Origin of the sequence: Streptomyces sp. NPDC006384 (genome assembly GCF_042870695.1) — a bacterium.
Classification (GTDB): domain Bacteria; phylum Actinomycetota; class Actinomycetes; order Streptomycetales; family Streptomycetaceae; genus Streptomyces.
The window spans coordinates 199687-222059 of sequence record NZ_JBIAHR010000004.1 but is presented as its reverse complement, the minus strand read 5'-3'; the positions used below and the strand labels follow the sequence as shown (position 1 = coordinate 222059).

Here is a 22373-nt window from a genome sequence, read left to right as displayed (position 1 = left end):
CTCTTCCGGGTCAGTCCGTGGTGCCGCCACCGACGCCGCTCCCTAGCGTGAGGCCATGAGCGACACGGTTCACTTCCAGGCGCGGGGGCGTACGGTCGTCGGCTGCACCCTGCTGGCGCTGGCCCTCGGCGCGGGCGTCACCGCCTGCACGGGCGACGACGGCCACCCGCTGTCGGCCACGCCCTACGACGCGGCCGGCCAGATCAGCTTCAACGCCCCCACGGACGCCGGGAAGAAAGCCGACCCCGACAAGCCCCTGGAGGTCGTCGCCGAGGGCGCCGGAGGGCGCATCACGGACGTCACGGCCGTGGACGCGTCGGGCCGCTACGTGGCGGGCGAACTCTCCGCCGACGGAGCCCGCTGGCACAGCACCTCGCCGCTGGCCGCGAACGCCCGCTACACGGTGCGCGTCAGCACCGAGGACGGTGACGGGGCACCCGGCCGCAAGGTCCTCACCTTCGACACGGGCAGCCCCACCGCGAAACAGACCCTGGACGTCTCCTTCGGCCCCCGGGCGGGCTCCTACGGTGTGGGCCAGCCCGTCACCGCCGAACTGAGCCGGCCGGTCGCCGACAAGGCCCAGCGCGCCATAGTGGAGCGCGCCCTGAAGGTCGAGTCCACGCCCGCGGTGCAGGGCGCCTGGTACTGGGTGGACGACAAGAAGCTCCACTACCGGCCCCAGGAGTACTGGCCCGCCCACGCCACCATCCAGGTCCGCAGCACCCTCGAGGGCATCAAGATCGGCGACCGGATGTGGGGCGGCAGGGCGAAGCCCCTGAAGATCACGACGGACGACCGCGTCGTCGCCGTCACCGACGCCGCCGCGCACACCCTGACGGTCTACCGGGACGGCGAGGCGGTCCGGCAGATCCCCGTCACCACCGGCAAACCCGGCTTCGAGACCCGCAACGGCGTCAAGGTCGTGCTGGGCAAGGAGCCCTTCGTACGCATGCGCAGCAGCACCGTCGGCATCGCCGAGGGCTCCTCGGAGTCGTACGACCTGCCGGTGTACTGGGCCACCCGGGTCACCTGGAGCGGCGAGTACGTGCACGCCGCCCCCTGGTCCGTCGCCTCCCAGGGCTCCGCCAACGTCAGCCACGGCTGCGTGGGCATGAGCACCGACAACGCCGAGTGGTTCTTCGGCGCGGTCCAGGAGGGCGACCTCGTCGAGGTGATCAACTCCGAGGGCGAGACCATGGAGTCCTTCGGCAACGGCTTCGGCGACTGGAACCTGGACTGGGCCAAGTGGCGTGAGGGGAGCGCGCTGACGGGCGGCACGGTCAACGCCCCCGGCACGGCGGAACAGGCCCGGCTGCGCCCGGAGAGCGTGTGACGGCGCCGCCGGGGACGGTGCGCCCCCGGCGGCGCGCCCTCCCGGACGTCCCTAGACGCCCTGCAGTCGCTTCTGCCGCAGCAGGGAGGCCAGTGCGCCCGCGAACTCCACCGGCTCCACCGGGGAGGCCACAGCGGCCTCCGCGCGGCTCCAGGTGGCCAGCCAGGCGTCCTGCGGCCGGGCGATGAGCAGCAGCACCGGCGGGCAGCCGAAGACCTCGTCCTTGATCTGCCGGCACAGCCCCATGCCGCCCATGGGCACCGCCTCGCCGTCCAGGACGCAGACGTCGATGCCGCCCTTGTCCAGCTCCCTGACGACGGCGGCCGGCGTGGCGCACTCCACGATCTCGACCACGGGCACGTCCGGAGCCGGCCGGCGGCCGGTCGCGAGCCGCACCTGTTCGCGGGTGTTGGAGTCGTCGCTGTAGACCAGCACCGTGGCGGTCGCCTGCATGCTTCCTCCGATACGCGGTGGGGACTGTCGTGCCCGTTGCGCCGGATGCTACTCCCTCCCACGGCCCGTCAACACTGGTTCGGACACGGCTTCGACGGGCCGTTCGATGGGCCATACGGGCACTACAGAGGGGGTGAACACACCGAACGGCACCCCCCGGGGTGAGGGCGGGATAAGCGACCGACATAATGTCGGTCGTGGCGACAGCAACGACAGTAGAAACCGGGCACGCGCACCCGTCGGTCAACCGGCCGAACCTCACCAGCGTCGGAACCATCATCTGGTTGAGTTCCGAGCTGATGTTCTTCGCGGCCCTCTTCGCGATGTACTTCACCCTGCGATCGGTGACCGGCCCGGACTTCTGGTCCGAGAAGGCCGACGCGCTGAACTTCCCGTTCTCCGCGACGAACACCACGATCCTGGTGCTCTCCTCCCTCACCTGCCAGCTCGGCGTGTTCGCGGCCGAGCGCGGGGACGTGAAGAAGCTCCGGATGTGGTTCATCGTCACCTTCGTGATGGGTGCGATCTTCATCGGCGGCCAGGTGTACGAGTACACCGAGCTGGTCAAGCACGAGGGCCTCTCGCTCTCGTCGGACCCGTACGGCTCGGTGTTCTACCTGACCACCGGCTTCCACGGACTGCACGTGACGGGCGGCCTCATCGCCTTCCTGCTGGTCCTCGGCCGCACCTACGCGGCCCGGAGGTTCACCCACGAGCAGGCGACCGCCGCCATCGTCGTGTCCTACTACTGGCACTTCGTCGATGTCGTCTGGATCGGCCTCTTCGCCACGATCTACATGATCAAGTAGTCGCGGCACGCACCCGCGCAATACCAGAAGCATCGACGCAGAAGATCCTGACACCGGGGTAATCCGTGAAAAAGCTCTCCGCACGACGACGCCACCCGCTGGCGGCGCTCGTCGTCCTACTCCTCGCGCTGGCATGCACAGGGGGGCTGTACGCCGCGTTCGCACCCGCGGACAAGGCGCAGGCCGATGAAACCGCCCAGTCCCTCGCCATCGACGAGGGCAAGAAGCTCTACGCCGTCGGCTGTGCCAGCTGCCACGGCACCGGGGGTCAGGGCACCACCGACGGCCCGAGCCTGGTCGGCGTCGGCGCCGCCGCCGTCGACTTCCAGGTGGGCACCGGTCGTATGCCGGCCCAGCAGCCGGGCGCTCAGGTCCCGCGCAAGAAGGTGATCTACTCCCAGGCCGAGATCGACCAGCTGGCCGCCTACATCGCCTCTCTGGGCGCCGGCCCGGCCGTCCCCACCGAGGAGAAGTACGGTCCGGAGGGCGCGGACGCCGCCAAGGGCGGTGAGCTGTTCCGCACCAACTGCGCGCAGTGCCACAACTTCACCGGCAAGGGCGGCGCGCTGACGCACGGCAAGTACGCGCCCACCCTCGAGGGCGTCGACCCGAAGCACATCTACGAGGCCATGCAGACCGGCCCGCAGAACATGCCCTCCTTCCCCGACACCACGATGTCGGAGCAGAACAAGAAGGACATCATCGCCTACCTGAACGCGGTCAACAGTGACGAGACCGTCAGCCCCGGCGGTCTTTCGCTGGGCGGCCTCGGGCCGGTCAGCGAGGGCCTCTTCGGCTGGATCTTCGGCCTCGGCGGCTGCATCGCCGTCGCCGTGTGGGTCGCCGCTCGGACCGCAAAGGCCAAGAAGTCATGAGTAGCCAAGACATCCCAGAAGAGAACCTGCCGGCTGAGCAGGGCACCCCGCACGGTGCGGTGAAGGTCGCGGACGAGAACCACCCGTTCGCCGACCCGGGGCTGCCGCCCCACGAGCACCGGATCCAGGACGTCGACGAGCGGGCCGCCAAGCGGTCCGAGCGCGCGGTCGCGCTGATGTTCACCTTGTCGATGCTGGCCACCATCGGCTTCATCGCCTCGTTCGTGACGATCCCGCACGACAAGTCGATCTACGTGTTCCCCGTCGGGCACGTGAACGCGATGAACTTCGCGCTCGGTCTGACGCTGGGCGTGGCGCTCTTCGCGATCGGCGCGGGCGCCGTCCACTGGGCGCGCACCCTGATGTCCGACGAGGAGGTCGCCGACGAGCGTCACCCGATCGAGGCGGACCCCGAGGTCCGTGCCAAGGTCCACGCGGACTTCAGGCAGGGCGCCAAGGAGTCCGTGATCGGGCGCCGGAAGCTGATCCGCAACACGATGCTGGGCGCGCTCACCCTGGTGCCGCTCTCCGGTGTCGTCCTGCTGGCCGAGCTCGGTCCGAAGCCCGGCACCAAGCTGCGCCACACCCTGTGGTCCAAGGGCAAGCTGCTCGTCAACATGAACACCAACGAGCCGCTGCGTCCCTCCGACGTCGCGGTGGGCTCGCTGACCTTCGCCAAGCCCGAGGGCCTGGACGAGCACGACGAGGAGTTCCAGACCGAGATCGCCAAGGCCGCCCTGATGATCGTCCGGATCCAGCCGGAGAACATCAAGGACAAGCGCGAGCTCGAGTGGTCGCACGAGGGCATCGTCGCGTACTCGAAGATCTGCACCCACGTGGGCTGCCCGATCTCCCTGTACGAGCAGCAGACGCACCACGTGCTGTGTCCCTGCCACCAGTCCACCTTCGACCTCTCCGACGGTGCCCGGGTGATCTTCGGTCCCGCCGGTCACGCCCTGCCGCAGCTGCGCATCGGCGTGAACGACGAGGGCTACCTCGAGGCGCTCAGCGACTTCGAAGAGCCCGTCGGTCCTGCATTCTGGGAGCGCGGATGAGCACGACAGCGACCAATACGTCCCGCGCCCGCGGGAAGGCACCGGCCGGCGAACGGGTCGCCGACTGGGCCGACGGCCGGCTGGGGATCTACTCCCTGGCCAAGGCCAACATGCGCAAGATCTTCCCCGACCACTGGTCGTTCATGCTCGGCGAAGTGTGTCTGTACAGCTTCATCATCATCATCCTCACGGGTGTGTATCTGACGCTGTTCTTCCACCCGTCGATGAATGAGGTCACGTACCACGGCTCGTACGTGCCGCTGCAGGGCCAGCTGATGAGCGAGGCGTACGCCTCGACGCTGAACATCAGCTTCGACATCCGGGGTGGTCTGCTCATCCGGCAGATCCACCACTGGGCGGCGATCATCTTCCTCGCCGGCATGTTCGTGCACATGATGCGCGTGTTCTTCACCGGCGCGTTCCGCAAGCCGCGTGAGATCAACTGGCTGTTCGGCTTCCTGCTGTTCGTCCTCGGCATGTTCACCGGTTTCACCGGCTACTCGCTCCCGGACGACCTGCTCTCCGGCACCGGTGTCCGCTTCACGCAGGGCGCGATCCTGTCCGTGCCGATCGTCGGCACGTACATCTCGATGTTCCTGTTCGGCGGGGAGTTCCCCGGCCACGACTTCGTGGCCCGGTTCTACTCGGTGCACATCCTGCTGCTGCCGGGCATCATGCTCGGCCTGGTGGTGGGCCACCTGATCCTGGTCTTCTACCACAAGCACACGCAGTTCGCGGGCCCCGGCAAGACCAACAAGAACGTCGTCGGCATGCCGCTGCTGCCGGTCTACATGGCGAAGGCCGGAGGCTTCTTCTTCCTGGTCTTCGGTGTGATCGCGGCCATCGCCGGCCTCGTGACGGTCAACCCGATCTGGAACATCGGCCCCTACCGGCCCGACCAGGTGTCCACCGGCGCCCAGCCCGACTGGTACATGGGCTTCGCCGAGGGTCTGGTCCGCGCCATGCCGGGCTGGGAGATCAACTTCTGGGGTCACACGCTGGTCCTCGGCGTGTTCGTCCCGCTGGTGATCTTCGGTATCTTCCTCGCGGTCATCGCCCTCTACCCGTTCATCGAGTCGTGGGTGACCGGGGACAAGCGCGAGCACCACATCCTGGACCGTCCGCGCAACGCCCCGACCCGTACGGCCTTCGGTGTCGCGTGGGTCACCGCGTACATGATCATGCTGATCGGTGGTGGCAACGACATCGTCGCCACGCACTTCCACCTGTCGATCAACGCGGTCACCTGGTTCGTGCGGATCGGGTTCTTCGTCGGCCCGGTCGTCGCCTTCGTGGTCACCAAGCGGATCTGCCTCGGCCTCCAGCGCCGCGACAAGGAGAAGGTGCTGCACGGACGCGAGTCCGGCATCATCAAGCGCCTGCCGCACGGTGAGTTCATCGAGGTCCACGAGCCGCTCAGCCAGGGCGCCATGTACACCCTCACGGCGCACGAGCAGTACAAGCCGGCCGAGATCGGCCCGACGGTCGACGAGAACGGTGTCGAGCGCAAGCCGAAGGCCATGGAGAAGCTCCGGGCCAAGCTCAGCAAGGCGTACTACGGCGAGGGGTCGCAGATCCCGAAGCCGACCGTCGAGGAGTACAAGGAGATCACGAAGGGCCACGGCCACCACTGACCCTCCAGCGTCGCCACACCACGGTCGAAGGGCCCCGTCCGTTCCGCGGACGGGGCCCTTCGCCGTGCCCGGGGCTGGATAGGGTGGGAGCGCACCTTCCTTCCACGACGTACACGATTCAGGAGCGGCTGATGAGCGCTGTGACCCCCGCTGGAGGCGACACCGCGGCGGGCCGCTCCTGGCCCGCCCTGCTGAACGGACTGCTGGACGGACGTGACCTGTCCGCCGACGAGACGGCCTGGGCGCTGGACGTGATCATGCGCGGCGAGGCGACCGACGCGCAGATCGCCGGCTTCGTGGTGGGCCTGCGCTTCAAGGGGGAGACGGTCGAGGAGATCTCCGGCCTCGTCCGCACCATGTACGAGCACGCCAACGTGATCGAGGTGCCGGGGGAGACGGTCGACATCGTCGGCACCGGCGGCGACGGCGCCAGGACCGTCAACATCTCCACCATGTCGGCGATCGTCGTGGCCGGCACGGGCGCCAAGGTCGTCAAGCACGGCAACCGGGCCGCCTCCTCGGCGTCCGGGGCCTCCGACGTCCTGGAGAAGCTCGGGGTCAATCTGGAGCTGACGCCGAAGCGGGTGGCCCAGGTCGCGGACGAGGCGGGCATCACCTTCTGCTTCGCCGTGAAGTTCCACCCGGCGCTGCGCCACGTGGCGGCGGCGCGCAGCCAGCTCGGCGTCCGCACGGTGTTCAACTTCCTGGGCCCGCTGACCAACCCGGCCCGGGTGAAGTCCCAGGCGATCGGGGTCGCCGACGCCCGGATGGCGCCGATCATCGCCGGTGTCTTCGCCGGGCGCGGTCACTCCTCCCTGGTCTTCCGCGGCGACGACGGCCTCGACGAGCTGACCACGACCTCCACCTCCCGGGTCTGGGTCGTGCGGGACGGCAGGGTGACCGAGGAGACCTTCGACCCGCGGGACGTCGGCCTCGACCTGGTGCCGGTCGAGGCGCTGCGCGGCGCCGACGCCTCCTACAACGCGGACGTCGCCCGCCGTCTGCTGGCGGGCGAGAGGGGACCGGTGCGGGACGCGGTGCTGCTGAACTCCGCGGCGGCGCTGGTGGCCCTCGCGCCCGGTGACGGGCCGCTGGCCGAGCAGATCCGGGCCGGCATGGACCGGGCCGCCGAGGCGATCGACTCGGGTGCCGCACGGCGGGTCCTGGAGCGCTGGGTCGCGGTGAGCAACGCCTGACGGCCCTCCTGTGACGGCCCTCCTGTGACGGCCCTCCTGTGACGTCCGTCCCGCGATCCGGACACGGGTTGCGGGACGGCGATCACTTCACGTACGTTCCTTGCCAGGTCATGAGTGACAGTCATGAGGCCCCGGCCGACTGTCCGGCAACCCTCCGTCCGTGGCGGGGTGCCCCGGGTGAAGACCAGGCCGTAGGCAGCGAGGTCTACGGCAAGCGCGGACCCCTCGCACGCTTCTCGGGAGTGTGGGTCCAGGGGTCCTGGGTCGTTCCGAGGGAGTCTTCCGTGAATCAGCGAATGCGATAGGGCCGCAGAGCCCCGCCTCGGCATCCCCTTTTCCTTCACGTCCCACGCTCGAGCCGTGCGCGCTCGCGTGGTGACGCCGCCTGCCTTCACGGGAGTACCGCCATGTCCGTCTCCGCCGTCGCCGCCGACCCGTCCGTCCGTGCCCCGCTGCCCGTCCTCGGCCGGGACGTCACCGTCCCGCTCGTCACCGGCGGCGAGGTCGTCTACGCCGCGCTCGACTACGCCGCCAGCGCGCCCGCGCTCCAGCGGGTCTGGGACGACGTCGCCGCCTACGCCCCGTACTACGGCAGCGTGCACCGGGGCGCCGGGTACCTGTCGCAGCTGTCGACCGACCTGTTCGAGAACGCCCGCAGGACCGTCGCCGAGTTCCTCGGCTGCCGGGAGAGCGACCAGGTGGTGTTCACCCGGTCCACCACCGACTCGCTGAACCTGCTCGCCGCCGCCCTCCCGGCCGGCTGCCGGGTCTTCGTCTTCGAGACCGAGCACCACGCCTCGCTGCTGCCCTGGCGGGACGCCGACGTGACCTACCTGGACGCCCCGCGCACCCCGGCGCAGGCCGTCGAGACCCTGGAGCGCGCCCTCGCCGCCCGCGAGCCCCACGGGCCCGCCCTGGTCTGCGTCACCGGCGCCTCCAACGTCACCGGCGAGCTGTGGCCGGTGCGGGAACTGGCCGCCGCCGCGCACGCCCACGGCGCCCGGATCGTGCTGGACGCCGCCCAGCTCGCCCCGCACCACCCGGTCGACGTGCGCGACCTCGACGTGGACTGGGTGGCCTTCTCCGGGCACAAGCTGTACGCCCCCTTCGGCGCCGGCGTCCTCGCGGGCCGTGCCGACTGGCTGCGGGAGGCCGAGCCGTACCTCGCGGGCGGCGGCGCCAGCCGCAGCGTCTCCCGGCGCGCGGACGGCGGCGTGGACGTGCGGTGGCACGACAGCGCCGCCCGCCACGAGGCCGGCTCGCCCAACGTCATCGGCGCCTACGCCATCGCCTCCGCCTGCAGGGCGCTCACCGAGGCCGGGTTCGACACGCTGGTCGCCCGCGAGGAGCACCTGATCCGCAAGGTCCGCGAAGGGCTCGCGGAGGTGCCCGAGGTGCGGGTGCTCTCGCTCTTCGGCGACGACGCGCCGCGCGTCGGCGTCCTCTCCTTCGTCGTCGAGGGCTGGAACAGCTCCCACTTCGCCGCCGCGCTCTCCGCCGAGTACGGCATCGGTGTGCGCGACGGTCTGTTCTGCGCCCACCCGCTGGTGCGCACCCTGCTCGGCAGCGCCCCGCAGACGCAGGGCGAGTGCGGCGCCCCCGAGGCGGCGCCGGGGGAGAGGTCGCTCAACGCCATCCGGGTCAGCTTCGGCGCGGGCACCCCCGACGAGCACGTCGAGCGGTTCGTGAACGCCGTCAAGGAGCTGGTGCGCGACGGCGCCCGGTGGAACTACCGCACCGAGGACGGACGTTGCGTGCCCGACACCACCTCGGCCACGACCGGTGCCGCTGCCGCCTGAGCCGCCCGGCCCGGCAGCCGTGACCCCAGCAGGATCATCCGCAGCGCGCGTTCCGTCGCGTCCGTCAGGAGCTCGGCGGCACGCACCAGCGCGTCCGCCAGCGCCATCGGCGCCGGCATGATGCCGTGGAAGGCGTCCACCCCCGGCACCTCGTGCGCGCCCTCGCCGAGCGTGCCGGCCAGGGCGAGGACGGGCCGGCCGTGGAGCTTGGCGCGGCGGGCCACCTCGGCCGGCACCTTGCCGCGCGGCGTCTGGCGGTCCAGGGCGCCCTCCGCGGTGAGCACCAGGTCGGCGCGGGCCAGGCGGGCGTCCAGGTCGAGGTGGTCCAGCAGCACGTCGAAGCGGGGCAGCAGCCGGGCCCCGACGGCGGCCAGTCCCGCGCCCAGCCCGCCGGAAGCGCCGGTGCCGGGGCCGGTACGCAGGTCGACCCCGGTGACACCGAGGTCGCGGGTGAGGACGCGCGCCCAGTTCTCCAGCCCGGCCGACAGCTCCTCGACCTGCGCGGGCGTCGCCCCCTTCTGCGGGCCGAACACCCGGGCCACGCCCCGCTCTCCGCACAGCACGTTGAACGGGTTGCAGGCGACCAGCAGCTCGGTGTCCTTCAGCCGGGGGTCCAGACCGGACGGATCGACGCGGGCGAGGCGGACCAGCTCCCGTCCGCCGGGCGGGAGTTCGAAGCCGTCGGCGTCCAGCAGCCGGGCCCCGAGCGCCTGGAGGGCGCCCGCGCCCCCGTCGGACGTGCCCGAGTCGCCGCAGCCGACCAGGACGCGCCGCGCCCCCGTGCCGAGCGCGGCGCGGAGCAGTTCGCCGACGCCGTACGTGGTGGTGGCGCCCGGGTCGCGCAGGGCGCGGGGGACCAGGGACAGGCCTGCCACGGCCGCCATCTCCACCACCGCCGTGTCCCGGCCGCCGAGCAGCGCGAAGTGGGTGCCGACGGGTTCGCCGACCGGGCCGGTGGCGGCCAGCGCGACCAGCCGCCCGCCCGTCGCGGCGGCCAGCGCGGTGGCGGTGCCCTCGCCGCCGTCCACGAGCGGGATGCGGTCGATCTCGGCATACGGCAGGACCCGGCGGACGCCCGCCGCGATGGCGTCGGCGGCGGCCTGGGCGGACAGGGACTCCTTGAAGCCGCTGGGGGCCACGACGACACGGCCCAGCATGGAGGACGCGGGGGACGCGGGCGGTGCGGAGGACATGGAGGACTCCTTCATCGGGTCACGGGTACGCCGAGCAGCGGCCAGACGGCGGCGGCGAAGAACAGCACGAGCGCGGCGGTCAGCGGTGCCAGGACGGCGGACAGCCGCAGCAGGTCGCGCGGGGTGTAGGTGGGGGTGCCGGGGATGTCGGAGAAGAGCGTGACCGGCTTGGCGGAGGCCGGGAGGGTGTGACAGAAGCCGGCGGCGGCGGTGGACGCGAGCGCGGCGGCGACCGGGTTGACCCCGGCCCCCACGGCGGCGGCGATCACCAGGGGGACCAGGACCGATGAGCGGGCCGAGCGGGACTGCAGGACCAGGTGGGCCGCCGTACTGACGGCGATGACGACGCCGAGGAAGACGGCCGGCGCGACCTGTGCGGGCAGCCCCGACACCAGCCACTTCGCCGCGCCGGAGTCGGCGAGCGCGACGCCCATCGCCATGGTCGCCGCCATGAACAGCAGCAGCGACCAGGGCACGGTCCTGAGCGCGTCCTTGAGCCGGACGGTGCCGAGCGCGGGGGTGGAGGCGACGACCGCGCCGATCAGTGCCACCACCGCGGGGGAGACGTGGTGCAGGGGCTCGCTGCACCACAGCGCGACCACGGTGGCCAGCAGCAGGGCGCAGCGCTTCTCCGCCTGGGTCCACGGGCCGGTGACCGGGCTCTCGCTGTGCCGCTGTATCTCCTCGGCGGTGATGTGCACCGGGCCCTTGCGGTCGGCCCTGCGCGTGGTGGTCAACAGGACCGTCTCCGCAGCCAGGTGGGAGGAGGCGACCGCCAACGGAAGCCCCAGCAGCAGCCACTGGGTGAAGCCGATCCGGTCCCCGGTCGCCTCCCACAGCACCGACACGGTGATCAGGTGCGCGCCCGCGCCGATCAGGGTCGCCACCGCCGACAGCAGGATCACGGTGGGGAACAGCAGCGCCAGCATCACCACCAGGCGTTTCCGGTCGGCCAGCGCCTTGGCGAGGGCGAGGAACACCGGCAGCGCGAGCGCCGCCCGCCCCGAGGTGGCCGGCACCGCGAACGCGGTCACGACCAGCGCGGCCGTCGTCAGGTGCACCAACTGCCGTACGGTGCGCGCCCCGCCGACCAGGAACGCCGCCGCCCGCCCGGCGAGCCCGGTGCGGGTGACCGCGGCGGCCAGGACGAACGCGCAGATCAGCAGCCACACCGTGTCGTCACCGAGGGTGCCGAAGAGGGTGTCGCTGCTGATCACGCCGGTCGCGGTCAGCGCGAGTCCGGCGCCCAGCGCGATGTAGGTGTCGTCGATCGGGGTGGCGATCCAGGCGCAGGCGGCGAGCGCGAACACCGCGAGGGTGAGACGCGCGTCGCCGCCGAGGGCGGGGAAGTTGGCGGGTACCGCCAGCAGCGCGCACAGGGACAGCGCCACGCAGAGGGCCGCCGTGAGGCGGAGGTTCGACGTCACGCCATCGAGGTTCGTCCCGGGCGGTGAGCCCCCGATGAGCCCGGCATGAAGGAAACTTCACACAAAAACCGGTCAGCCCGGCAGCCGGTACCCCATGCCCCGCACCGTCTCCACCCGCTGCGCCCCCAGCTTCTTGCGCAGCGCCCGCACATAGACGTCCACGATGTTGGAGCCGGGGTCGAAGTCGTAGCCCCACACGTGGGACAGGATCTGCTCCCGGGACAGGACCTGCCCCGGGTGCCGCAGGAACAGCTCCAGCAGCACGAACTCACGGGCCGTCAGGTCCACCGTCCGCTGCCCGGCGCGCGCCCGGCGGGTACGCAGGTCCAGGGAGAGGTCGCCGGACCTCAGCACCGTCACCTCGGGCGCCCGGGCCGCCGTACGCAGCCGGAGCCGTACCCGGGCGAGGAGTTCCTCGAAGCGGAACGGCTTGGTCATCCAGTCGTCGGCGCCGCCCTCCAGGCCGGCCACCGTGTCCCGTACGGAGTCGCGGGCGGTCAGCACGATCACCGGGGTCGTCACCCGGGACTCGCGCAGCTCGCGCAGGACCGTGAAGCCGTCCCGGCCGGGCAGCCCGATGTCCAGGACGACCAGGTCGAAGCCGCCGGTGAGGGCGTACTCGTAGGCGGCGTCGCCGTCGGCGACGGCGGTGGTGGTGAAGCCGTTGGCGCGCAGGCCCTTCTCGACGAAGGAGGCGATGCGCTCCTCGTCCTCGACGATGAGGATGCGGTTCATGGACGTGCCTCTTCCGCGGTCAGTCGGAATCGATTGTCAGGACGAAGGTGGCCCCGCCGCCCTCGGTGGTGCGCAGGGCGACCCGCCCGCCGTGGCCCTCGGCGATCGCCTTGACGATCGACAGCCCGAGCCCGGCGCCGGATCCGCGCACCCCGCGCCGGGCGGTGCCGCGCCGGAAGCGCTCGAAGATCACCTCGGCGTCCTGCGGCTGGACGCCGGGGCCGGAGTCGGCGACGTACAGCTCGAGGCGGGGGCCGTCGGCGCGGGAGCCGATGCGGATGGTCCGGCCGGCGGTGGTGTGCTGCACGGCGTTCTGCGCGAGCTGCACCATCGCCTGCGTGATCCGCTGGGGATCGAGCCGGGCCTCGCGGTCGGCGACCTGGTCCAGCACCCAGTCCCGGTCGCCGAGGGTGCGGGCCTTGACGTAGACGTCGGCGGTGAGTTCGGCGACCTGGACCGGCTCGGGCCGCACGAAGTCGGGGCGTTCGGCCTTGGCGAGCAGCAGCAGGTCCTCGACGATGCGGCTCATCCGGTCCAGTTCGTCGGTGACCAGGCGGACGGTCTCCTCGCGCTCCGCCGGGTCGTCGCCCATCAGCTCCAGGTGGCCGCGGACGATGGTGATCGGGGTGCGCAGCTCGTGGCCCGCGTCGTCGACGAACCGGCGCTGGGTGGCGAAGGCGCGTTCCAGCCGGTCGAGCATGGCGTTGAACGTCTCGGCCAGGGCCGCCACGTCGTCGTGCCCGTGCACCGGGATACGGCGGGTCAGGTCCTGCTCGGTGAGCTGCGCGGCCGTGGTCCGCACCAGCCGCACCGGCTTGAGGATCCGGCCCGCGACCACCCAGGCGATGCCGGTCGTCATCAGCAGGGCCACGCCGGAGATGGCGAGCAGCACGCGGAACACCTCGTCCGCGCGGGCCTGTTCGCGCCCCGGGTGGAAGGCGACCACGAAGGCGGCCGCCGGTTCGCCGCCGTAGCGGGCCACGGTGACCTTGGCCCAGCGGATCTCGCCCCGAGGCCGTTCCAGGGTGCCGGTGGTGGCGGGCGAGGCGTAGATGCGCCGCCGGGCGTCGGCGTCCTTGTGCAGGGGGAGGGCGACGGGGATCTCGCGCTGCTGGATGATCTGGGCGGGTCTGCCGCCCTTCTCGCCCACCAGGCCGATCAGTTCCTCGTCGAGGTCGGCGTACTGCCGTTCCAGGAAGACCCGCAGCAGCCGGCCCGGGTCGGTGAACGGGCGGCCGGTCTCCGGGTCGAAGCCCTGCTCCTCGAAGTTGGCGAACTCGCGGGCCTCCTGGGCGAGCAGGCCGTTGATCCGCTGGTCGGTGTCGCGCAGCAGGATCGAGCGGGTGGTCGCGGCCACCGAGGCGAGGGCGACCGCCATCACGAGCAGCAGCCACAGCAGGATGCGGACCCGGGCGGAGATGCGGCGGCGCTCGCGGTCAGCCGTCGTCGCCGCCCCGGTCGCCGGTGCTCCGGTCGTCCCCGGTGTCCTGGCCTCGGTCGTCGTCATCGTCGTCATCCGGAGGGCTGTCGGTCACCGGTGGCCGGGTCACCACCTGGTCGCTGGGCGCCGGCTCGGGCGAGGAGGAGGGGGGTGCCGGTGCCGGGGAGCCGCTCTCCAGCTCCACCCTGGCCGGGACCTTCGGTTCCTGCGGGCTGTCGGTGAGGGCGAAACTGGTCGCGGCGATGCCGAGCGGGATCAGGACGACGGCCGCGAGGGCCGCCATCCGGCGTGAGAAGACCATGTCCCGAGTCTGTGCGCGGTACCCGGCGCTCCGGATGAGTCCGGGATGAAGAACTCTTCATCCGGGGCTCTTCGTCCGGTGCCGGGAGAGGCCCGGATCAGTTGTCCAGGCCGATGGCGAACGCCGCCTCCAGGTCGTGCTGCGAGTACGTGCGGAACGCCACGTGCGTGTCCGTGCCCTCCACGCCGGGGATCTTGCTGATCCGGCCGGGGATGACCTCCGCCAGGTCCTCGTGCTGCTTCACCCGCACCATGGCGATCAGGTCGTAGGTGCCGGTGACCGAGAAGACCTCGGTGACGTTCTCCAGCGCGGCGATCCGCTCCGCGATCTCGGGAATCCGGTCCACGCTGGTCTTGATGAGGACGATCGCGCTGATCACGGCTGGTTCTCTCCCTCGGGGGCCGTCGCTGGAACGCCCCCAACTGTAGTCCCCCCGCCGAAGCGCACCCAGGCGAAGACGAAGCCCAGCCCGAAGCCCACCAGATGCGCGAGGTACGCCACCCCCGGCCCCTCGCCGGCCCGCCCCGCCGCCATCCACTGCAGGGACACCCAGAACGGCAGCACCACCCAGGCCGGGAAGCGCAGCGGCAGGAACCAGAGGAAGGGCAGGAGGCTGGTCACCCGGGCGCGCGGGAAGAGGAAGAGGAAGGCGCCGAGGACCGCCGAGATCGCCCCGGAGGCCCCGACCAGGGACTCGTGGGAGTACGCGTTGGCCGCCGCGTAGCCGAGCAGCGCCAGGCAGCCGCAGCCGAGGTAGAACAGCAGGAACTGGAGCCGGCCCATCCGCGCCTCGGTCATCGCGCCGAAGACGTGGAGGAAGAGCATGTTGCCGAGCAGGTGCACCCAGCCGCCGTGCACGAACAGCGCCGTGACGGGCGTGAGGACGGCGCCGGGCGAGTCCTCGAACAGCTCTGCGGGGATCACGCCCCAGCGCCGGAACCAGGCGCGCTGCGCCGCGAGCAGTTCCTCCCCGGTGCCGTGGGCCGGAACGAGGCCCGACGCCGGACTGACCAGGAACAGCACGCAGCACAGGAGGATCAGCCCGTACGTCACCGGTGCCGTGCGGGACCGCCGGGCGCGGGCCGTGCCGGTCGCCCCGGCCCTTCCGAGGGCCGCCCTGCTCCACTTGCGGATCATGGACACAGAGCATGGCGCAACGGGACGCAACCGCCCATACCGCCTCGCCGCCGTGGGCGCGCGGGCAGCGGGTACCCGCCAGGCCGTAGGGTTACGAGCCAGCACGCGCCGGGCAGGCCGGCGCGTCACCGACTCCGGAAGAGAGCGGACAGCCACGATGACGGTTCCCCTGCCGACCGACACGACGCGGTGGCGCTGCACCCTGTGCGGCAACCTCACGCGTTTCGACGTGACCCGTGCCTCGAAGGTCGTCGAGTACGTCCACCTCGATCTGGCCGGTGAGCCGAAGGTCGAGGAGCGCGAGGTGCTCAGTGAGACCATCGAGTCGGTGCGGTGCCGCTGGTGCAACGCCGTGGACCAGGTGGAACTCGTGGACAGGCCGGACAGCGGCTCCTGAGGGAGCGGGCTCTCACGGGCTCACGGACGGCGGCCTCGGTCCGGGACCGCACGGGAAGCGCAGGCAGCAAAGGCATAGGGGTGACGGATGGTGGAGACACACGGCGGGGGGCCGGGCGACGGCGCCGCTGAGGTGCTCGACCGCCCGCTGCCCGACGGGGTCCGGCGCAGGGTCGTGCAGATCGTCTCCGACGGCTTCGGCTCGCTCACCCTCGGCGAACTTCCCGTACAGCTGAGACAGTACGCGCGCTTCGCGCCCAACCGGCGGGCCAGGTTCGCCGGCAACGCCATGGCCGCGGCCGTGGAGACCGACACCCTGTTCCGGCAGCGGATCGGTGACAGGTTCCGCGAGGCCCAGCCGGATCTGGCCGATGCCCTCGACGCCGGCACCCCGCCCCCGGCCGCGGACCCGCTCGACGTGGCCGCCGCGGCCTACGTGCTGCGTCCGCACGGCTGGGTGAAGCTGGTGACCGCCGCCGGCGAGGAGGCGCAGCGCGCGGACGCCGAGCGCGCCGACGAGGAGAGCCGCGCGGAGCTGGAGCGGCTGCGCGAGGAGCTCGCGCGGACCCGGGAGCAGGCCAGGGCCGAGACGGAACGGCTGCGCGGCGAACTGGAGGCGGCGAAGAAGGAGGCCGACTCGCTGCACCGCAAGCTGCGTTCGGCCCTCAGCGACGTCAAGCGCGGCGAGGCGGCCCTGCGCAAGCTGCGGGAGGAGGCCGACGCCGTCCGCGCCGACGGGCAGGTCCGGGTGTCCGCGGCCGAGAGCGAGAGCCGGCGCCTCAAGGCCCGCCTCGCCGAGGCGGAGGCCGCCCTGGAGGCCACCCGCAGGGCGGCCCGCGAGGGGCGCAGCGTCGAGGACATGCGCGTGCGGCTGCTGCTGGACACGCTGCTGGACGCCGCCCAGGGCCTGCGCCGGGAGCTGGCGCTGCCCCCGGTGTCGGTGCGGCCCGCCGAGACGGTGGAGGCGGTGGAGCCCGGCCGGATGACGCCGAAGGACATCGCCGCCCGCGCCCTGTCCGAGCACGACCCCGCCGTCCTCGACCAGTTGCTCGCGCTGCCGCAGGCGCATCTGGTCGTCGACGGCTACAACGTCACCAAGACCGGTTATCCGCAGATGCCGCTGGAGAAGCAGCGGCTGCGTCTGCTGGGCCAGCTCTCCCAGCTCGCCGCGCAGACCGGCGCCGAGACGACCTGTGTCTTCGACGGGGCGGAGCTGGCGGCGCCGGTACTGCTCGCGCCGCCGCGCGGGGTGCGCGTGCTGTTCTCCAAGCCCGGTGTCACCGCCGACGAGCTGATCCGCCAGCTGGTGCGGGCCGAACCGCCCGGCCGGCCGGTGATCGTCGTCTCCACCGACCGCGAGGTCGCCGACGGGGTGGCGAAGGCGGGGGCGCGGCCGGTGGCCTCGGTGGTCCTCCTCAAGCGCCTCTCGCGCGGCTGACCGCAGGGCGGTGTGCCCCCCACAGCGCCGTCCGCCCCAAGCGCAACACAGGGGCGGCTTGCCGGAATCGAGGGACGCGCGCCGCGACGCACGGTCAGGACCGGACCACAGCACGTGAGTTCGCGGCGGAAGATGTCCCACGAGTCTCACTATTTTCCGCTGAGGATTTGAACTCATCACGACTTGGTCACTAGGGTCAGCCTTCGAACCCGTGCCTTCGAACCCGCGATCGGGTGAACCCCCTCAAGAAGGAGCTCGACTCCGTGGCGTCCCACCGTCGTCCCAAGCAGCCGAGCCGCACGCGTGTGACCGTGCTCACCACCGCCGCGGCAGCCGCAGTCGCCCTCAGCTCCCAGGCGGCCAACGCCGCACCGAGCGAGAAGCCGAGCAAGGACGAGGTCAAGGCCAAGGTCGACAAGCTCTACCAGGAGGCGGAGCAGGCCACCGAGAAGTACAACGGGGCCAAGGAGAAGCAGGAGAAGCTCCAGAAGGAGATCTCCACCATCCAGGACAACGTCGCCCGCGGCCAGGAGGAGCTCAACGAGCTGCGCGACGGCCTCGGTTCGATGGCCAGCGCCCAGTACCGCTCCGGCGGCATCGACCCCTCCCTGCAGCTGTTCCTGTCCGCCGACCCGGACGACTACCTGGACAAGGCCTCCACGCTCGACCAGCTCAGCGACCAGCAGGTCGAGGCGCTGGAGAAGATCCAGGAGAAGCAGCGGGACCTCGCCCAGCAGCGCGCCGAGGCGTCCAAGAAGCTCAAGGACCTCTCCTCCACCCGCACCGAGCTGGGCAAGAAGAAGAAGGAGGTCCAGGGCAAGCTCTCCTCCGCCCAGAAGCTCCTCAACTCCCTCACCGCCGCCGAGAAGGCCGCTCTCAACGCCGAGCAGGAGCGCGCCACCCGCACCAGCGAGCGCCAGGTCCTCTCCGGTTCCACGGCGTCCGCCTCGGGCCGGGCCGGCGCGGCGTTCTCCGCCGCCCAGGGCAAGATCGGCTCCCCGTACGTCTACGGCGCCACCGGCCCGTCCTCCTTCGACTGCTCGGGCCTCACCTCCTGGGCCTACGCCCAGGCCGGCGTCGACATACCCCGCACCTCCGAGGCCCAGGCCAACTACGGCACCCGCATCTCCTCGATGAGCGACCTGCAGGTCGGCGACCTGGTCTTCTTCTTCAACGACCTGCACCACGTCGGCCTCTACGCCGGCAACGGCCAGGTCCTGCACGCCCCGCGCACCGGCACGGTCGTCCGCTACGAGTCGATGAACACCATCGGCGGCCCGTTCATGTGGGGCGTCCGCGTCTGATCCCCGCGCGGGACCATCCGAAAACGCCTTTGCCTGCCGCCCGTTCGGGGGAATCACGGCACGGCCTTCCGACCGCCCGCCCCGCCGGTGACCTGCGTCAGCGGCGGGGCGGGCGGTCGTGCACCCCTTCGAGGCCGTTGGTCGGCGCCCCGCCGCGGGGCTACTGTCTGCCGCGTTTCCCGTCCGCCAGCGGAAGGAGTGCGGCTTCCCGTGGGGTTCCATCGCCGCCTTGCACCGTCCGGGCTCGATCGCGGCGCCTCCGCCGCCGTCGGCCTTCTCTCCGTCGCCGCCGCCGTCCTGGGTGCCGTACCGGCAGCAGTGGCCGCGCCGCCCGACGACACGCGTGCCGAGGTGGACCGTCTCCACACCGAGGCGGAGCGGGCCACCGAGGCCTACAACAAGGCCGACGAGCGCACCGACGCCCTGCGCGAGCAGGTCGGTGACGCGCAGGACGAGATCGCCCGCAAGCAGGAGCGGATCAACACCATGCGCGACCGTCTCGGCTCGCTGGCCGGCGCCCAGTACCGCTCGGGCGGCGTCGACCCGTCCCTCGCCCTGCTGCTCTCCGCCGAGCCGGACGACTACCTGGACAAGGCCTCCGTGCTCGACCGGGTCACCGCCCGCCAGGCGGGCGAGCTGAGGGAACTCCGGCATGCTCTGCGCGACCTCGCCCAGGACCGCGCCGAGGCCGCCCGCAAGCTCGCCGAGCTGGAGAAGGGCCGCAAGGCCGTCGCCGCCCACAAGAAGACCGTCGAACGCAAGCTCGCCGAGGCCCGGCGGCTGCTCGCCACCCTCCCGGCCGACGAGCGCGCCGCCCACGACCGCGCCTCCCGCTCCGGCCGCGACGGCCTGCCCGCCCCCGGCGGCGCCGCTGCCTCGGGCCGGGCCGCGGCCGCCTTCGCCGCCGCCCGCTCCGCGCTCGGCAAGCCCTACATCTGGGGCGCCAACGGCCCCTCGGGCTTCGACTGTTCGGGCCTGATCCAGTGGTCGTACGCCCAGGCCGGGGTCGGGCTGCCGCGCACCTCGCAGGCACAGCGGTACGCGGGCCGGCAGATCCCGCTCTCGCAGGCACGCCCCGGGGACCTGGTCGCCTACCGGGACGACGCCAGTCACATCGGCATGTACGCCGGCAACGGCCAGGTGATCCACGCCCCCCGCCCCGGCGCCCCGGTGCGCTACGACCCGGTCGGCATGATGCCGGTCTCCTCCGTCACCAGGATCTGAGGCACCGGGGGCCGAGTCACCGGGGGCCGAGTCACCGGGATCCGGGTCAACGGGACCCGGGTCAACGGGATCCGGCCTCCGCCGATCCCCGGACCTCACGGCCCGGCGCCCGTACGATCGGACAGATGGCTGGTCGCGGGCGGGTGTCGGGTTCCTCGGTGGTGGTGCTGTGCCTGTTGCTGGTCTCCCTCGTGGCCTGCGGCGGCCGCCCCGCCGCCGACCCCGTCCGGGCCGAGGTGCAGGGCGTACTGGACCGGCGCGCCGCGGCCGTCCTCGGCCACGACCGGGACGCCTGGGCCCGCACCGGCGCCGGACCCGGCCTCGGCAACCTGAGCGAGGTCCCGCTGGCCTCCTGGTCGTACCGCGTGACCGGGGTGCGCCGCACCGGCGACACCGTCACCGCCGACGTGGACCTCAGCTACCGCCTGCGGGGACACGACCGGGGCGCCGTCACCACCGCGCGCACCGTGCGGCTCGGCCGGGACGACGACGGACGGTGGACCGTCGACTCCGACCGGCCCGCGGAGCGCTCCGCGCAGCAGCTGTGGGACCAGGGCCCGGTGCGGGTGGTCCGGGGCGAGCACGGCATCGTCCTCGGCGTCGGACAGTCCGCCCGGGCACTGCGCGGTTACGCGGACCTGGCCGACCGGGCGGTGCCCGCCGTGTCGGACGCCTGGGACGGCCACTGGGCCCGCCGGATCGTCGTCCTGGTCCCCGGGTCGCTGGAGGCGATGGCGGGCCTGCTCGGCTCGTCCGCCTCCTCCTACCGGGGCATCGCCGCGGTCACCACCGGACAGACCGGCGGCCGGGAACAGGCGCCCGCGGACCGGATCGTCGTCAACCCCGACGCGTACGGGGTGCTCGGCGCCGTCGGCAGGCAGGTCGTCCTCACCCACGAGACCACGCACGTCGCCACGCGCGCCCACACCACCGGCGCCACTCCGCTGTGGCTGTCCGAGGGCTACGCCGACTGGGTCGGCTACCGGGGCAGCGGCCGCTCCCCGGCCCAGGCCGCACCCGAGCTGGCCCGGGCGGTCCTGGAGGGCCGGCCGCCCGACGCGCTGCCGACGGACGACGACTTCGCCTTCACCGGCGAGGCGGACGCGCTGGCCCGCGCCTACGAGGGCGGCTGGCTGGCCTGCCGGATGATCGCCGACCGGTGGGGCGAGGACCGGCTGGACGCCTTCTACCGGGCCGTCGGCGCCCACGACGGGCGCGAGGGCGCGGTCGAGGACGCGATGCGGGAGGTGCTCGGCACGACGCCCGAGGACTTCACGGCGCGGTGGCGGGCCTATCTGCGGACGGTGCTCGGCTGAACCGCCCGGACCCGCCCGGCCGCCCCCGCCCCCGTCCGGTGTGTGGCGCCGTGTCACGCCACAGCGCGCGGGCGGCGGTGAGCGCCGCGGCCACCAGCAGGCCGTTGCGGACGGCCAGGAGCGTCACCCCGAGCGCGTCGCTCGCCACGACGTGCGCGAACCAGACGGGGAACTCCAGCACCGTCACCGCGCTCGCCGCCAGCACCAGCACGGCCGGCACCCGCATCCGGCTCGCCGCGTGGCACCGGCAGACCGCGGCGAGGCCGACCAGCCACACCATGTACTGGGGGCTGATCACCCTGCTGGTCACCGTGAACATCAGCACCGCCGTGAACGCCGCGTCCGCCGCGGTGTGCGCCGCGAACCGGGTGGCGGTCAGCCGCCACAGCAGCAGCCAGCCGAACGCCAGGGCGGCCAGGACGAGCGCGGCGGTGCTCACCGTGTCCACGTGCGGGCCGAGGAACTCGACGGAGCCGTAGTTGAGCAGCACCCGGCCGTCCCAGCCGTGGTGCCGGGCGACGTGCAGGACGAGCGAGCCCAGGGACTCCACCTCGGTGCCTCGCTCGCGCTGGAACGTCAGGAACGCGAACGCCCCGGGCATCGTCACGGCGAACAGCCCGGCCAGCCCGGCGCCGGTCACCGCGGCCGCGGCCCACGGGCCCCGGCCGCGCATGCCGAGAAGCACGAACGCCGGCCACACCTTCAGCAGCGCCCCGAACGCCGCCAGCGCCCCGGCCGCCCGGGGATGCCGCCCGGCGGCGAGCAGCGCGGCCACCGCGACCGCGGTGACCATCACGTCGTACCGGGCGTACACCGTCGGGCCGAGCAGCGGGACGCCCACGATCCACACCCACGCGCCGGCCCGGGCCCGCCCGCGGCCCCGCCCGGCCCGCAGCAACAGGCAGAGGACGGCCAGGTCCGCGGCGCAGGCCAGCGCGAAGAAGGCGGTGGGGTAGTCCAGGAAGGGCAGCAGGCCGGGGGAGAGGATCGCGAGCGCCGCGGCGGGCGGGTACTGCCAGGTGACGTCGTCCAGCGGAAACGTTCCGGTGCGCAGGATCCCGTACCAGCCCCGGTAGATGACCGACACGTCGCTGGTGACGTCCGGGCCCGGGAGGACCAGCACCTTCAGCACGAACAGCAGCAGCACCAGCCGGGTGGCGCCCCAGGCCGTCAGCGGCCACAGCGGCCGCACCGGCCGCCTCGCGTCCGTCGTCTCCACGTGCTCCCTGCCCGTCCGCGTGCCGCCGTGCCGGTCGTCCTCCATGATGTCCCGCACGTCCGTGCCCGGCCACAGACACGGCCGGGCA

21 protein-coding genes and 1 riboswitch are annotated in these 22373 nt (G+C 72.4%); of the genes, 12 read left to right on the top strand and 9 right to left on the bottom strand.

Going from position 1 to position 22373, the window contains the following annotated elements; genetic code table 11:
* Positions 1–55: 55 nt before the first annotated feature.
* A complete protein-coding gene (locus ACFYOJ_RS07010; RefSeq protein WP_356552204.1) occupies positions 56–1333 on the top strand; it encodes an Ig-like domain-containing protein in 1278 nt (425 codons plus the stop codon).
* A gap of 51 nt (positions 1334–1384) precedes the next feature.
* Here ACFYOJ_RS07010 and ACFYOJ_RS07005 read toward each other — a convergent pair whose 3' ends face one another.
* Entirely contained in the window at positions 1385–1786 is a 402-nt protein-coding gene (locus ACFYOJ_RS07005) for a hypothetical protein (RefSeq protein ID WP_356552203.1), read from the bottom strand.
* A 188-nt stretch (positions 1787–1974) separates the two neighbouring features.
* Between ACFYOJ_RS07005 and ACFYOJ_RS07000 the strand changes: the two genes are divergently transcribed.
* The 6 genes from ACFYOJ_RS07000 (at position 1975) to ACFYOJ_RS06975 (ending at position 9154) form a co-directional block, all read left to right on the top strand.
* Positions 1975–2595, top strand: coding sequence for a heme-copper oxidase subunit III (locus ACFYOJ_RS07000; RefSeq protein ID WP_356552201.1), 621 nt, complete (start codon positions 1975–1977; stop codon positions 2593–2595).
* Between the two features lie 65 nt (positions 2596–2660).
* A complete protein-coding gene (locus ACFYOJ_RS06995) occupies positions 2661–3470 on the top strand; it encodes a c-type cytochrome (protein WP_356552200.1) in 810 nt (269 codons plus the stop codon).
* Positions 3467–4525: a Rieske 2Fe-2S domain-containing protein gene (locus tag ACFYOJ_RS06990; protein ID WP_356552198.1), complete on the top strand. Its 1059-nt coding sequence runs from the start codon at positions 3467–3469 to the stop codon at positions 4523–4525. Before ACFYOJ_RS06995 ends, ACFYOJ_RS06990 begins: the two co-directional genes overlap by 4 nt.
* A complete protein-coding gene (locus ACFYOJ_RS06985; protein ID WP_356552196.1) occupies positions 4522–6159 on the top strand; it encodes a cytochrome bc complex cytochrome b subunit in 1638 nt (545 codons plus the stop codon). The genes ACFYOJ_RS06990 and ACFYOJ_RS06985 overlap by 4 nt, the downstream gene beginning before the upstream one ends.
* 131 nt (positions 6160–6290) lie before the next feature.
* The gene (gene trpD / locus ACFYOJ_RS06980; RefSeq protein WP_356552195.1) at positions 6291–7355 is read left to right on the top strand and encodes an anthranilate phosphoribosyltransferase; all 1065 of its coding nucleotides are present in this window, start codon (positions 6291–6293) and stop codon (positions 7353–7355) included.
* 106 nt (positions 7356–7461) lie between these two features.
* Positions 7462–7578: riboswitch (SAM riboswitch) on the top strand.
* A gap of 184 nt (positions 7579–7762) precedes the next feature.
* On the top strand, positions 7763–9154 hold the full coding sequence (locus ACFYOJ_RS06975; RefSeq protein ID WP_356552194.1) for an aminotransferase class V-fold PLP-dependent enzyme: 1392 nt from the start codon (positions 7763–7765) through the stop codon (positions 9152–9154).
* On the opposite strand, the gene ACFYOJ_RS06970 is transcribed toward ACFYOJ_RS06975, so the two are convergent.
* The 7 genes from ACFYOJ_RS06970 to ACFYOJ_RS06940 form a co-directional block, all read right to left on the bottom strand.
* Positions 9085–10311 carry a glycerate kinase gene (locus tag ACFYOJ_RS06970; protein ID WP_356552243.1) on the bottom strand — a complete coding sequence of 409 codons (1227 nt, stop codon included), beginning with the start codon at positions 10309–10311 and terminating at the stop codon, positions 9085–9087. The two genes, ACFYOJ_RS06975 and ACFYOJ_RS06970, sit on opposite strands and share 70 nt — an antisense overlap.
* A gap of 47 nt (positions 10312–10358) precedes the next feature.
* Positions 10359–11774 carry an SLC13 family permease gene (locus tag ACFYOJ_RS06965; protein ID WP_356552192.1) on the bottom strand — a complete coding sequence of 472 codons (1416 nt, stop codon included), beginning with the start codon at positions 11772–11774 and terminating at the stop codon, positions 10359–10361.
* A 72-nt stretch (positions 11775–11846) separates the two neighbouring features.
* Positions 11847–12509 (bottom strand): response regulator transcription factor, encoded by a 663-nt coding sequence (locus ACFYOJ_RS06960; RefSeq protein ID WP_164247835.1) that lies wholly within the window; start codon positions 12507–12509, stop codon positions 11847–11849.
* 19 nt (positions 12510–12528) lie between these two features.
* A complete protein-coding gene (locus ACFYOJ_RS06955) occupies positions 12529–14016 on the bottom strand; it encodes an ATP-binding protein (RefSeq protein WP_356552190.1) in 1488 nt (495 codons plus the stop codon).
* Positions 13946–14251 carry a small secreted hydrophilic protein gene (locus ACFYOJ_RS06950; RefSeq protein ID WP_356552189.1) on the bottom strand — a complete coding sequence of 102 codons (306 nt, stop codon included), beginning with the start codon at positions 14249–14251 and terminating at the stop codon, positions 13946–13948. The genes ACFYOJ_RS06955 and ACFYOJ_RS06950 overlap by 71 nt, the downstream gene beginning before the upstream one ends.
* 97 nt (positions 14252–14348) lie before the next feature.
* The gene (locus ACFYOJ_RS06945; RefSeq protein ID WP_356552187.1) at positions 14349–14630 is read right to left on the bottom strand and encodes an Lrp/AsnC ligand binding domain-containing protein; all 282 of its coding nucleotides are present in this window, start codon (positions 14628–14630) and stop codon (positions 14349–14351) included.
* Positions 14627–15388, bottom strand: a complete 762-nt coding sequence (locus ACFYOJ_RS06940) for a rhomboid family intramembrane serine protease (RefSeq protein ID WP_356552185.1) — start codon at positions 15386–15388, stop codon at positions 14627–14629. The genes ACFYOJ_RS06945 and ACFYOJ_RS06940 overlap by 4 nt, the downstream gene beginning before the upstream one ends.
* A 157-nt stretch (positions 15389–15545) precedes the next feature.
* On the opposite strand from ACFYOJ_RS06940, the gene ACFYOJ_RS06935 reads away from it, so the two are divergent.
* The 5 genes from ACFYOJ_RS06935 (at position 15546) to ACFYOJ_RS06915 (ending at position 21066) form a co-directional block, all read left to right on the top strand.
* Positions 15546–15785: a hypothetical protein gene (locus ACFYOJ_RS06935; protein WP_356552183.1), complete on the top strand. Its 240-nt coding sequence runs from the start codon at positions 15546–15548 to the stop codon at positions 15783–15785.
* An 87-nt stretch (positions 15786–15872) separates the two neighbouring features.
* Positions 15873–17222: an NYN domain-containing protein gene (locus tag ACFYOJ_RS06930; protein WP_356552182.1), complete on the top strand. Its 1350-nt coding sequence runs from the start codon at positions 15873–15875 to the stop codon at positions 17220–17222.
* A 263-nt stretch (positions 17223–17485) separates the two neighbouring features.
* Entirely contained in the window at positions 17486–18526 is a 1041-nt protein-coding gene (locus tag ACFYOJ_RS06925) for an NlpC/P60 family protein (RefSeq protein WP_356552180.1), read from the top strand.
* 210 nt (positions 18527–18736) lie between these two features.
* Positions 18737–19750, top strand: a complete 1014-nt coding sequence (locus tag ACFYOJ_RS06920; RefSeq protein WP_356552179.1) for an NlpC/P60 family protein — start codon at positions 18737–18739, stop codon at positions 19748–19750.
* Positions 19751–19875: 125 nt separating this feature from the next.
* On the top strand, positions 19876–21066 hold the full coding sequence (locus ACFYOJ_RS06915; RefSeq protein WP_356552177.1) for a hypothetical protein: 1191 nt from the start codon (positions 19876–19878) through the stop codon (positions 21064–21066).
* Here the strand turns inward: ACFYOJ_RS06915 and ACFYOJ_RS06910 are convergent.
* Positions 21023–22285 carry a glycosyltransferase 87 family protein gene (locus ACFYOJ_RS06910; protein ID WP_356552241.1) on the bottom strand — a complete coding sequence of 421 codons (1263 nt, stop codon included), beginning with the start codon at positions 22283–22285 and terminating at the stop codon, positions 21023–21025. The two genes, ACFYOJ_RS06915 and ACFYOJ_RS06910, sit on opposite strands and share 44 nt — an antisense overlap.
* Between the last annotated feature and the right edge of the window lie 88 nt (positions 22286–22373).